Annotated in this window: 11 protein-coding genes; 10 read left to right on the top strand and 1 reads right to left on the bottom strand. The window is 44.5% G+C overall.

The window, feature by feature from the left end; all coding sequences use genetic code 11:
* Positions 1-21 precede the first annotated feature (21 nt).
* The 6 genes from purM to ablB all read left to right on the top strand — a co-directional run bounded on the left by purM (position 22) and on the right by ablB (position 6480).
* Positions 22-1062, top strand: a complete 1041-nt coding sequence (purM, locus tag BK049_RS04770; RefSeq protein ID WP_071167951.1) for a phosphoribosylformylglycinamidine cyclo-ligase — start codon at positions 22-24, stop codon at positions 1060-1062.
* A complete protein-coding gene (gene purN / locus BK049_RS04765) occupies positions 1059-1628 on the top strand; it encodes a phosphoribosylglycinamide formyltransferase (protein WP_008355770.1) in 570 nt (189 codons plus the stop codon). Before purM ends, purN begins: the two co-directional genes overlap by 4 nt.
* 15 nt (positions 1629-1643) lie before the next feature.
* A complete protein-coding gene (gene purH, locus BK049_RS04760; RefSeq protein ID WP_071167950.1) occupies positions 1644-3182 on the top strand; it encodes a bifunctional phosphoribosylaminoimidazolecarboxamide formyltransferase/IMP cyclohydrolase in 1539 nt (512 codons plus the stop codon).
* A 12-nt stretch (positions 3183-3194) separates the two neighbouring features.
* A complete protein-coding gene (gene purD / locus BK049_RS04755; RefSeq protein WP_071167949.1) occupies positions 3195-4469 on the top strand; it encodes a phosphoribosylamine--glycine ligase in 1275 nt (424 codons plus the stop codon).
* A gap of 151 nt (positions 4470-4620) precedes the next feature.
* Positions 4621-5262 (top strand): hypothetical protein, encoded by a 642-nt coding sequence (locus BK049_RS04750; RefSeq protein ID WP_071167948.1) that lies wholly within the window; start codon positions 4621-4623, stop codon positions 5260-5262.
* A gap of 372 nt (positions 5263-5634) precedes the next feature.
* On the top strand, positions 5635-6480 hold the full coding sequence (gene ablB / locus BK049_RS04740; RefSeq protein WP_071167947.1) for a putative beta-lysine N-acetyltransferase: 846 nt from the start codon (positions 5635-5637) through the stop codon (positions 6478-6480).
* Here ablB and BK049_RS04735 read toward each other — a convergent pair.
* Positions 6475-8133 (bottom strand): PucR family transcriptional regulator, encoded by a 1659-nt coding sequence (locus BK049_RS04735; protein ID WP_071167946.1) that lies wholly within the window; start codon positions 8131-8133, stop codon positions 6475-6477. The genes ablB and BK049_RS04735 overlap by 6 nt on opposite strands.
* Before the next feature lie 191 nt (positions 8134-8324).
* Here BK049_RS04735 and BK049_RS04730 point away from each other — a divergent pair, with 191 nt between their 5' ends.
* From BK049_RS04730 to BK049_RS04715, 4 genes are read left to right on the top strand one after another with little or no spacing between them, the layout of a single operon-like run.
* Complete coding sequence (locus BK049_RS04730) at positions 8325-9689, top strand: aspartate aminotransferase family protein (RefSeq protein WP_071167945.1); 1365 nt, start codon at positions 8325-8327, stop codon at positions 9687-9689.
* A 13-nt stretch (positions 9690-9702) separates the two neighbouring features.
* The gene (locus tag BK049_RS04725; protein ID WP_071167944.1) at positions 9703-10389 is read left to right on the top strand and encodes a CoA transferase subunit A; all 687 of its coding nucleotides are present in this window, start codon (positions 9703-9705) and stop codon (positions 10387-10389) included.
* Positions 10365-11030 (top strand): 3-oxoacid CoA-transferase subunit B, encoded by a 666-nt coding sequence (locus BK049_RS04720; RefSeq protein ID WP_071167943.1) that lies wholly within the window; start codon positions 10365-10367, stop codon positions 11028-11030. The genes BK049_RS04725 and BK049_RS04720 overlap by 25 nt, the downstream gene beginning before the upstream one ends.
* Positions 11031-11044: 14 nt before the next feature.
* Positions 11045-12310: a peptidase gene (locus tag BK049_RS04715; RefSeq protein ID WP_071167942.1), complete on the top strand. Its 1266-nt coding sequence runs from the start codon at positions 11045-11047 to the stop codon at positions 12308-12310.
* Positions 12311-12322: the final 12 nt, after the last annotated feature.

The following is a 12322-nucleotide window of genomic DNA, read 5'->3' as shown; positions in this document are numbered from 1 at the left end:
CAGATAAAAGGAGTGAATGGGATGTCAGAAGCATATAAAAACGCCGGTGTCGACATCGAAGCAGGATATGAAGCTGTTAAACGAATGAAAACACACGTAGAACGTACAAAAAGAGCAGGTGTTATGGGTGCTTTAGGCGGCTTTGGCGGGATGTTTGATTTATCTGAACTGCCATACAAAAAGCCCGTTCTTGTTTCAGGAACTGATGGTGTTGGCACGAAATTAAAGCTCGCTTTTTTAATGGATAAACACGATACGATCGGTGTAGATGCTGTCGCAATGTGTGTGAACGATGTGCTTGCACAAGGAGCAGAGCCGCTCTTTTTCTTAGATTACTTAGCAGTCGGAAAAGCAGATCCTTTGAAAATTGAATCCATCGTGAAAGGTGTAGCTGACGGATGTGAGCAGTCTGGTTCGGCGCTTGTCGGCGGAGAGACAGCAGAAATGCCGGGTCTTTACACAGAAGAAGAATATGATATTGCTGGGTTTTCTGTAGGCGTCGTTGAAAAGGATGAAATCGTGACAGGAGAGAGTATCAAAGAAGGGCATTTACTCATTGGACTCAGCTCAAGTGGGATTCATAGCAATGGCTATTCTCTTATACGTAAAGTATTGCTCGAAGACGCTGGTCTTGATCTTCACCAAACATATGAACCTTTTACAAGACCGCTTGGAGAAGAGCTTCTTGAACCGACGAAAATTTATGTAAAGCCAGTCCTCAAACAAGTGAAAGCCGGCAAGATTGACGGCATGGCACATGTGACAGGCGGCGGCTTTATTGAGAATTTACCACGTATGCTGCCTGAAGGACTTGGTGTGGAAATTGATAATGGCTCATGGCCAGTTCCGCCGATTTTCTCCTTTATTCAAGAAAAAGGACAATTGAAAGCAGAAGACATGTTCAACGTGTTTAATATGGGTATCGGCTTTGTTTTAGCAGTCAAAGAGAATGATCTCGTCGATGTGATCAGCGGACTTGAACAAGACGGAGAGAAAGCATTTCTCATCGGACGAGTTCAAAAGGGAGAAGGCGTCACTTTCGGTGGTGGAAGTCTCTCATGAAGAAGTTTGCAATCTTCGCCTCTGGAAGCGGGACAAATTTTCAAGCCATTATGGATACATTAAAGGAAGAACAGTGGCAGGCAGAGGCCGCCATTGTGATCTGTGATCAACCGGGTGCGAAGGTGCTGGAGCGGGCAGAGAAAGAGGGGATTCCGTCCTTTGCTTTTACGCCGAAGGCTTTCCCTAGTAAAGCGGCTTTTGAACAAACGATCATTGAACAGCTGAAGCTGCATGAAGTAGAATGGATTTTCCTTGCTGGGTATATGAGACTGATCGGTCCGACATTACTTGACGCATTCAGAGGGAAAATCGTGAATATTCACCCGTCCTTACTGCCAGCATTCCCGGGGCTTGATGCCATTGGGCAAGCCTATCAAGCAGGGGTCAAAGTGGCAGGTATCACAGTTCATTATGTCGACGAAGGCATGGATACCGGCCCGATTATTGACCAAGCGGCGATTTACATTGAACATGGGGAAGAGCTTGAATCCATTGAAAAAAGAATGCACGAATTAGAACATACACTATATCCAAAAGTGATCAAATCACTTTTAGAATTATCTTAATGAGGTGACAAAGGCATGACGATCAAACGCGCATTAATCAGTGTTTCCGATAAAACGAATCTTGTACCTTTTGTGAAAGAATTAACAGAACTTGGCGTTGAAGTGATTTCAACTGGAGGTACACACAAACTTCTTCAAGAGAACGGCATTGATGTCATTGGAATTTCTGAAGTGACGGGATTCCCAGAAATCATGGACGGACGACTCAAAACACTCCATCCGAACATTCATGGTGGATTGTTAGCAGTGAGAGAAAACGATGAGCATATGGCACAGATCGAAAAGCATGGCATTCAGCCGATTGATCTTGTTGTTGTGAATCTATATCCTTTCAAAGAGACAATCTCAAAAGACGATGTGACATATGAAGAAGCGATTGAAAACATTGATATTGGCGGGCCGGGCATGCTTCGTGCCGCTTCAAAAAACCATCAGGACGTCACCGTGATTGTGGACCCTCGAGATTATGATACAGTCATTCAGCAAATCAAAGAAGGCGGCGTGCCGCTAGAGAAAAAACGTGAGCTGGCGGCAAAGGTATTCCGTCATACGGCTGCTTACGATGCCCTCATTGCGGATTACTTAACGAACTATGTTGGTGAAACAGAGCCAGAACAGTTCACTGTCACATTTGAGAAAAAGCAATCCCTTCGTTATGGAGAAAACCCGCACCAAGCGGCGACTTTCTATGAAAATGCCCTTCCAAGCAAAGGCTCGCTCGCAACAGCGACACAATTACATGGAAAAGAGCTTTCCTACAACAATATCAAAGATGCAGATGCGGCTCTTCAAATTGTACGTGAATTCTCAGAGCCGGCCGCTGTGGCTGTGAAGCACATGAACCCATGTGGTGTTGGTACAGGAGAAACCATTGCAGAAGCATTTGATCGTGCATTTAAAGCAGATGAAACGTCTATTTTCGGCGGCATTGTTGCGCTGAACCGTGAAGTAGACAAACAAACGGCTGACGTTCTGCATACGATTTTCTTAGAAATTGTCATTGCTCCATCGTTCAGCCAAGAAGCACTTGATGTGCTAACAGCGAAAAAGAACCTTCGTCTCTTAACACTTGATGTCGATGCGGATCTTGAGAAAAAAGAAAAGCAGCTGACGAGTGTTCATGGCGGACTGCTCGTTCAGGATATCGACACGTATGGCTTAGATGAAGCGACCATCTCGATCCCGACGAAAAGAGAGCCAACTGATGACGAATGGAAAGACTTAAAGCTCGCATGGAAAGTCGTTAAGCATGTGAAATCAAATGCGATCGTTCTAGCGAAGGATCAAATGACCGTAGGGATTGGTGCTGGTCAAATGAACCGCGTCGGCTCCGCTAACATTGCCATTGAGCAAGCAGGTGAAAAGGCAAAAGGAAGTGCGCTGGGTTCTGATGCGTTCTTCCCAATGGGCGATACAGTGGAAGCTGCTGCAAAGGCAGGGGTAACAGCGATCATTCAGCCGGGCGGATCTATTCGTGATGAAGAATCGATTCAAAAGGCAGATGAATACGGCATCGCCATGGTCTTCACTGGCGTTAGACATTTCAAACATTAAGGGGATGACAGTGTGAATGTATTAATTATCGGCAGAGGCGGAAGAGAGCATACCATCGCATGGAAAGTGAATCAAAGTGAACTTGTCAGCCAAGTATTTGTCGCACCCGGCAATGATGGAATGACAGACACTGCGAAGCTTGTACCGATCGACGAAGGAGATCATGAGGCGCTAATTCGTTTTGCAAAAGAAAACGATATCGGCTTAACGATTGTCGGCCCAGAGGTTCCGTTAATTGCAGGTGTCGTCGATGCATTCGAAGAAGCAGGTCTAAAAGTATTTGGACCGAATGCAAAAGCCGCAGTCATTGAAGGCTCAAAGGAATTTGCTAAGGATTTAATGAAAAATTATGATATCCCGACAGCCGCTTATGCCACCTTCACATCGTTTGAAGAAGCAAAGGCATATGTGGAAGAAAAGGGTGCACCGATTGTCATTAAGGCCGACGGGCTCGCGGCAGGAAAAGGCGTGACAGTGGCAATGACGCTTGAAGAGGCGATTAACTGCCTGCATGACTTTTTAGAGGATGAAAAGTTTGGCGATGCGAGTGCATCTGTTGTGATCGAAGAATTTTTAACAGGTGAAGAGTTTTCACTGATGGCCTTTGTCAATGGTGAAAAAGTATATCCAATGGTAATCGCACAGGATCATAAACGGGCATTTGAAGGTGACAAAGGACCAAACACCGGCGGTATGGGTGCTTATTCACCCGTTCCACAAATTTCAGATGAAGTCGTACAAAAAGCGGTGGAAGACGTCGTCAAACCAGCAGCTCGCGCGATGGTGCAGGAAGAGCGTTCGTTTACAGGCATTTTATATGCGGGCTTAATGCTGACACCAGAAGGCTCTAAGGTCATTGAGTTCAATGCACGCTTTGGCGACCCTGAAACGCAAGTAGTGCTTCCTCGTCTTGAATCAGATCTAGTTCAAGTCTTCCTAGACATTCTAGATGGAAAAGATGTGGACTTGCAGTGGAAAGACACAGCCGCTGTCAGTGTCGTTCTTGCATCAGAAGGATACCCGGAAGACTACGCAAAAGGCACACCAATCGGTGCTTTGCAAACAACGGTCTCTGATGTCGTCACCTTCCACGCAGGAACAAAAAAGGAAAACGATCAATTCGTCACAAATGGCGGCCGTGTAGCAAATGTGACCGCATTTGACGACACATTTGAAGCGGCAAGATCAAGAGTGTATGAAGCGGTTGAAGAAATCATTCAGCCAGGTTTATTTTATCGCCGTGACATTGGCGCCCGTGCGCTGAAGGCTGCGGGGAAAACTACATGATTATACTAGACTCTCTCACTATGTGAGTGGGTCTTTTTTTATATTATAAAACTCACAGATAAACCTTAAAATTACTTTAAATGTATAAAAAAACCTTTTTATTTTCATTTTAATGTTATAAATTTAATATATTACAAAGGGAGGTATAATAATGAAAAAAGTGATTTCATCAGTTCTTCTAGTTCTCGTATTAGTAAGCTCAGCTTTTGCTATTCCTGCACCAACTTCTGCTAAAGAATTTGGTTCTATCAATCTTAATAAGGTTCATAATTTAGGTAAAACAGGAAATACCAAAATTGAAAAAATTTCATATGATCAATATGTTAAGGAAGTATCCAAATCAAGGGGTATCTCTAAGAAAGAAGTTCAAAAATCTTCTACAAATTTATCAAAGAAACAATTTAGTACAGCTGCAACAAAATACAGTATGCATAAAATGACAATTGTTCAGGATGTAGGTTTTTTATATCAACCTAAAGTTCAAATTTATGCTTGGACATATGCGAGTGGATCATTTGTACAATTTAAATATATTGAAGATATAGACTTAGACAGATATTCTAGCCTTGGTTCAAAACATTTTGCTGGTAAAGTTAAAGCAAAAATAACTTCTCCAACTGCTATTTGGTGGTATGTAAATGGAGACTTCTATAATAATGGAACCACTAATGTATCAATAAGTGGAAGTGGTTCTGCAGCAGTAAAAGGGGTAACAGTAACTGGTAGTTTCTCAGTTTCTAAATCTTCAAATCATTATAAATATTGGAATAATAGTGGTACTAAACATCGTTAATTATAGAAATTATTTTCTGAAATTTTCGAGAAAATTGGTTTAATCAAAACACCTTTCTATCTAACGAGATGGAAAGGTGTTTTTTCTTCTTTTGATGATTAGAAGGGATAAAGCCCGAATATGGAGAAGTGTTATTGGATGACCCATTCACGAGGAGGCAACATGGAATTTAAGGCAATTATTCTCTTTGCAATATTCATGATCATTTTATTTCTCATAAACATAAATAACATTATGTTATTTGCCATTAAACACAATAAAATGAAAAAAGCTTCAGCCATTAGTTATATGATCCTATCCATTTTTTCTGGTATTGCTATTTCTTCATTTTTAATTTGGAAGTTTTTCATTAGCTAAGAGGGGAATGAGTGTATGGTGCAATTGAAGAAACTTGCAAACGAGCGTTTTTCTGCTTTGATCTGTATGGATCCATTCAATGAGCGAATTCGTTTGGATGACTATAGCGGCAGGGTGCAGGATGTGATTCAGTCCGTGCTTCAGGAAGCGGCGGACTGCAAGGCGTCTAAGGTTATTGTAAAAGTAAGGCGCGAGCATATGCTTCTTTTTTTAGCAAAAGGCTTTCGGCTTGAAGGGGTGTTTTCTCATTATTTTCTCGGAAGTGATGCATACGGCATGTCGCTCTTTCTGACCGAAGATCGAATGAACAGCCCATTTTGGTTGAAGGAAGATGAAATCGTTGCGTCTATTCAAGAAAAGCCGATTAAAAAAGACCAAGGCGTGTGGCAGGATGAGTATGTGATGAGGAAAGCCGGTCCAGAGGATGTGCACAAGCTGGCAGCGCTCTATGATACGGTCTTTGAAACGTACCCCACGCCAATGAATGAGCCAGATTACATCCGAAAGGTAATGGAGGAAGGGACGGTTTTTTATGCCGTTGAACATGACGGTCAACTTGTAAGTGCCGCATCCGCTGAAATCAATGTACCGTATGGTCATGCAGAACTAACAGATTGTGCAACCCTTCCCACATACAGAAAACTAGGATTCATGCATCATTTGATTCTAGCCCTCGAACAAGAGCTTCAATCCATGCACATTTATGTCTTTTATTCTCTTGCCCGTGCACTGTCCTATGGAATGAATCAAGTATTTTATCAGCTCGGCTATACATACACTGGGCGCTTTCAAAACAACTGCTATATTTTTGACAAAATTGAAGATATGAATCTATGGGTCAAAACGCCAAATGAATCATGAAATGGTTCTCATCTGATCAAGAAGACCAGATAGGCGGTACGCCATGATACTTAGCTGCAGCTTCATCCGATCATCAGTGGATTTGAGGCTGCAGCCTGTTCTCGTTTCAATTTGTTTCAACCGGTAGCTTAACGTATGTCGATGAATAAATAATTCCCCCGCGGATTTTTGAATATTTTCATTGTGTGCCAAATACACTTCGAGTGTATGAATCAGGTCAGCCCCTTGTTTTTTCGTATAAAGCAGAGGGCTTAACAGCTCCACGTAAAAGTCATGCAAATTCATTCCTGCTTCGTTCATTTCAAGCAGCATGCCATATAGGCCGAGCTTCTGACAATGAATGATGCTTTCGTCTGTCTTTAAAAGAGGAAGAAGCCTTGCTGCATACTGGGCTTCTTTTGCACTTTTGGCAAAGAGACTGATCTGGTCATAAGCTCTTCCGATGCCAATCACAATGGGATGGACTGGGAAAAAATAAGACCAAGTGCTGCGGCATTCTTCTGATGCGCTGTACCACTCTGATTCTTGAAACGTTTTCTTCCCGGCGGGTGTCAGGACGAAAATGGAATCAAGTCTTGCCTTTAGTAAAAAAGGGATATGTCTGCGTTCAAAAATGGATGTAAGCAATTGAGAGAGGCGCTGCACCATCTGGTGATCGAGCTGCGTGTGCTGATGCTGAAATTGAAAGTAGATGACGACCTGTTCCTCACTCATATCATATTGCAGCTTTCTTGCTTGTTCGATGACATAGCTTTCTTCTGTGTATTGCTGCTGCAGCATGTCATCTAACAAATGTCCCTGCATTTGGTTTTCTGTATCTTGAATGGCTTTTTGTTTCAGCCATTCAATGGCATACACCGCCCCGGCATGCTCGATGGCAATCGCATCGAGATGATGCCACATCTCCTTTTTCTTTAAAGCCACAATAAACCCGAAAATATCGCCCATTGCAATCACGGGGCACGTAGCCAGAACAAACGCACCGCATGTGTCATAGATGAGCCTCCCTTTCTCCTCTGCCTGCTTCAGAAGTGGAGCGGTTTCAATTGGTTCGTCATCTATTAGAAAGCCAAAAGCAGGAGAATACGTTACGTGATCTGTTTCGAGATGAGCCGCTGTTTGGTGCAAAAACACATCAAGAACGACGATATTTGCCGCAGTAAGATGTGCCAGTTCATCCGTAATTTGCGTGACATTTTTATTGCTCACATTTAAATGGGTCAGTCTTTGATGAATCGCTGAAGAATATTTGAGTTGATGTAGCTGACTGCTAACGATTTGCTCTAGGACGGCTTTTGTAATGTCTGAAAAATTGACGTGCGGCGGAATTTCAATGAGCGGAATGCCGCTTTTTTTGGCTGCCTTAATCAGTGAGGCAGGAATCTCTGTTAAGTAGACGCCCTTATAAATGGCAATGGCTGATAGTCGACGGGATTGAATCAATTCTTCAAGGCGAGCGCATCTTTCTTTATTTTCTGCAAGCCCAAACCCGGTTGTGACGAGTAATTCCCCTTCGGACAGTCTGGAAGTGTCCTCGATAATCTCCACAATGGTTACCCACTGAATGAGGCGGTCCAGTCCATTTTCTCCAGCAAGCAGTTTGGTTTCTTTCATCATATCGAGCGAGAGTGCATCTTTGACGAGAATCGCCATAGACTCATGACCTCCTTTTGAACACTCTTATACATCATGTATAAAAAACACGTGTGAAATTCGGGCATGTGTCGAATGGAGGATGACTGCCCTCTTGATTAAGCTAATCTTATAACAAGTATACAAAATTTTCTTGCGATTCATGTAAAAAGAAAGAGACAGCTGCTGATAAGAGAGGGAGGAATGACAAAGTGGAGACCCGGGATTACCTAATCAAACCGATGTTGAATCAGCAATATCCTGTGGCTGTGAGAGGAGAGGGGATTTATTTATATGATCGGGACGGAAAAAAATATATAGACGGCTCATCGGGGGCAGTCACGGCAAGTATTGGACATGGCATACCAGATATTATTGAAGCGATGACCGAGCAAGCGAAAAAGGTGAGCTTTACGTACAGGTCACAATTTACAAATGAACCAGCGGAAGAACTTGCGTATGAATTGAGTACACTTTGCCCAGGTAACCTGAACTGGTCTTTTTTTGTAGGAAGCGGATCAGAGGCAACGGAGACAGCTATGAAAATGGCGATTCAGCATTGGCAGGAGCAGGGAAAGGCAGAAAAGAATCACATCATATCAAGATGGATGAGTTATCACGGCATCACACTTGGTGCACTGTCGATGTCCGGTCATATTGCGAGGAGAGAGCGCTTTGAACCACTGCTTGAAAAACACCCGGTGCTGTCTCCGCCCTATAACTACCGGTCATGGCTGCCAAAAGAAGAAAGCAAGCAGGTCGAGTGGTATGTCCAGGAATTTAAGACTGTCATTCAGCGTATAGGAAAAGAGAGGATTGCCGCATTCATTACAGAACCGATTGTTGGAGCAGCGGGAGCGGCGCTTGTTCCGCCAGACGGATATTTCGAGGCGATGAAGCGTGTCTGCGAAGAAAACGAGATTTTAATGATTGCAGATGAGGTCATGACAGGCTTTGGACGAACTGGGAAAATGTTTGCGATGGAGCATTGGGGTGTCGTACCAGATATCATGGTTCTCGGAAAAGGAATGAGTGCAGGCTATTCACCGATTGCGGCCGCCGTTTCAGCGGATCATGTGATTGCGCCGATTCTCAGTGGTTCAGGCTCTGTGATGGCTGGCCACACATATAGTGCCAATCCGCTTTCAGCAGCCGTTTCACTTGCGGTCATTCGGTATATGAAAAAACATCAGCTGGCCGAACGGGCTGATCTTTCTGGGCGATACCTGATGAATGCTTTAAAAGAACTGCAATTAACACATTCCATTATAGGAGATGTGAGAGGGAAGGGATTGCTCATTGGCATTGAGTTTGTCGCAGATCGTTTATCCAAAACGCCATTTCCTGCACATGCCCAGATGACCAATCTTGTCGTTGAAACGTCAAAGCAAAACGGATTGCTCGTGTATCCCGCAAGCGCTGGAGAGGATGGAGTGGGCGGCGCAGCTGTCATGATTGCACCGCCGCTTTCTATTACGCAGCAGGAGATGGATGAACTTATTTATATATTTGGGCAGACCATCACGCAGGTCGAACAAGAAGTCATCAATCGAGGGTTTTTCCCATCTGCTATGTAGGGGAGGAAGGAACATGAACAAAACGGTGGGCTTTGATGAAGTGATTAAGCGATTGAAAGATGGGATGACCATCATGTTTGGCGGTTTTGGCGGCGTGGGTTCACCACCATCGTTGATTGATGCCATTTTGGAAGCAAATATTCAAGATCTGACATTGATCGGAAATGATGCAGGCTTTCCCCAAATTGGCGTGGGCCGACTTATTACAGAAGGAAGAGTCAAAAAAATCATCGCTTCTCATATTGGTTCGAATCCGATTGCCGGTCAGAAAATGCAGGCAGGTACATTAGACGTTCTTTTTTACCCGCAGGGCATCCTTGCAGAAAAGATCAGAGCAGGCGGGATGGGGCTGGCGGGCATTGTGACAGATGTCGGAATGGATAGTCTGAACCTTGAGGAGAAACAATTGGTTCCGTTAAATGGGAAAAATTATATTTTTGAGCCTGCGCTCACGGCGGATATTGCCATCGTCAATGCCTATAAAGCGGATGAAGCGGGAAATCTGATTTTTGATAAAAGTGCACGAAATACAAACCCGCTTGTCGCCATGGCAGGGGATTGGACCATTGCGGAAGCAGAAGAGATTGTGCTGGTGGGACAGCTTCATCCAGAAGAAATCGTGACGCCGGGTGTATTTGTGAACCAGATCGTGCAATCAAAAGGAGTGAACTGGACATGGGCATGGGAGACATCGATTTAAGACACCGCATTGCCAAAAGAGCGGCACAGGAAATTGAAGATGGCATGATTGTGAATCTTGGGATCGGCATCCCGACCCTAGCGGCCGATTACATCCCCGCACATTACGAGGTGTGGCTGCATGCAGAAAACGGCATTATGGGGGCAGGAGCCTCGCCCCTGCAAGGGGAAGAAGATCCGAATTTGTGCAATGCCGGCGGTTTTCCCATTACGTTAATAAAAGGCGGCTCCTACATGGATAGCACGACGGCTTTTGGCATTATCCGAAAAGGGATGCTTGATATGACGATTTTGGGTGCACTTGAAGTAAGCAGTCAGGGGGATCTTGCCAATTGGATTGTACCGGGTAAAAGAGTGCCTGGTATGGGCGGAGCGATTGAACTGGCGCAAAAAGCGAAAAAGGTGGTGGTGGTGATGAGCCATCTGGATAAACAAGGTCGATCTAAAGTGAAATCGGCTTGTACACTGCCCTTAACCGCTAAATCTTGTGTCGATTTGATTATTACCGATATGGCGGTGATCGAGGTTAAGTCTCAGCTACTCATTTTGCGTGAAGTCATGCCGCCGTTTCAGCCGGAAGATGTTATGAGGGCGACAGAAGCTCCTTTAATATTAGCGCCTGATGTCAAATCTGTTGTGTAGAAAGGATGACCAACTTGCAGCCAATCACACGTATCAGAAACTGGATGAAAGAGCATCAGGAGGAAGCCATTACACTTCTTCAGCAAATGGTGCAATGCGAGAGCACACAAGGAAATGAACAGGAAGTACAAAACATCGTGGCCAATAAGCTGTCGGCCATAGGCTTTGATGTAGATGTTTGGGAAATCGGCGGCGAGGAGTTACTGGAACATCCTTATTTTTATTCCCCTCGCCGTTCTTTTAAAGGAAGTCCTAATGTTGCTGGACGATTGAAAGGAAAAGGCAATGGAACATCCATTTTATTAAATGGGCACGTAGATGTTGTCCCAGAAGGAGATGCGAAACAATGGACATATCCGCCATACAGCGGGCATATCATAAATGGGAGACTTTATGGACGCGGGGCAACAGATATGAAAGGCGGGAACGTTTCTTTACTCTTTGCCCTTGAGGCACTGCATGCGCTTCAGATTCCGCTGAAAGGAGATGTGGTGTTTCATAGCGTGGTTGAAGAGGAAAGCGGCGGGGCAGGCACACTTGCAGCGATACTGAAAGGATACACAGCAGATGCTGCAATCATTCCAGAACCAAGTCATATGAAAATCTTTCCGATTCAGCAAGGGTCAAAGTGGTTCAGACTGCATATTAAAGGAAGGGCGGCTCACGGCGGAACAAGGTATCACGGCGTTTCCGCTATTGAAAAGAGTACCCTGGTTCTTTCTCATATAGCGGCACTAGAAGAAGAAAGAAATCATCGAATAACGGAGCCACTATTTCAGCATATCCCGATTCCGGTCCCCATCAACATTGGGAAAATTCAAGGCGGTGATTGGCCGTCTTCTGTTGCAGACCTTGTCACAATGGAAGGCAGACTCGGTGTGATGCCGGGTGAGACGGTGGAACAGGCAGAGAAGGAACTAGAGAATTGGATGGCGGGACTTGGGGAGAAAGATGAATGGTTCCAAGAACATCCTGTAGAGGTCGAATGGTTTGGTGCAAGATGGCTCCCGGGGTCAATTGATACAGATCATCCGCTCTTAGGTCTATTGAAGGAACAATATGAAGAGGTATTAAAGCATCCGCCAAAGGTGGAAGCTGCCCCTTGGGGAACAGATGGCGGATTACTGTCACAGGCAGCAGGTATCCCGATCATTGTGTTTGGACCTGGAACAACGGAGCTTGCCCATTATCCGAATGAATTCATTGATATAGAGCATGTCATCGAAGCAGCAGAAATTATTGCGGGCACGATCGTGAAATGGTGTGAAGCAGCTGATTGATGAGCGCACAAA

Source organism: Bacillus xiamenensis (assembly GCF_001857925.1).
In the GTDB taxonomy this organism is placed as follows: domain Bacteria; phylum Bacillota; class Bacilli; order Bacillales; family Bacillaceae; genus Bacillus; species Bacillus xiamenensis.
Note: the sequence above shows the minus strand (reverse complement) of the source record. Positions and strands in the feature narration are given on the sequence as shown.

Excerpts from the sequence above, each read along its gene's own strand:
- purN (WP_008355770.1), top strand. The coding sequence starts at position 1,059 with ATGAAGAAGTTTGCAATCTTCGCCTCTGGAAGCGGGACAAATTTTCAA.
- ablB (WP_071167947.1), top strand. The coding sequence starts at position 5,635 with ATGGTGCAATTGAAGAAACTTGCAAACGAGCGTTTTTCTGCTTTGATC.
- BK049_RS04725 (WP_071167944.1), top strand. The coding sequence starts at position 9,703 with ATGAACAAAACGGTGGGCTTTGATGAAGTGATTAAGCGATTGAAAGAT.
- purH (WP_071167950.1), top strand. The coding sequence starts at position 1,644 with ATGACGATCAAACGCGCATTAATCAGTGTTTCCGATAAAACGAATCTT.
- purM (WP_071167951.1), top strand. The coding sequence starts at position 22 with ATGTCAGAAGCATATAAAAACGCCGGTGTCGACATCGAAGCAGGATAT.
- BK049_RS04735 (WP_071167946.1), bottom strand. The coding sequence starts at position 8,133 with ATGGCGATTCTCGTCAAAGATGCACTCTCGCTCGATATGATGAAAGAA.
- BK049_RS04750 (WP_071167948.1), top strand. The coding sequence starts at position 4,621 with ATGAAAAAAGTGATTTCATCAGTTCTTCTAGTTCTCGTATTAGTAAGC.
- BK049_RS04720 (WP_071167943.1), top strand. The coding sequence starts at position 10,365 with ATGGGCATGGGAGACATCGATTTAAGACACCGCATTGCCAAAAGAGCG.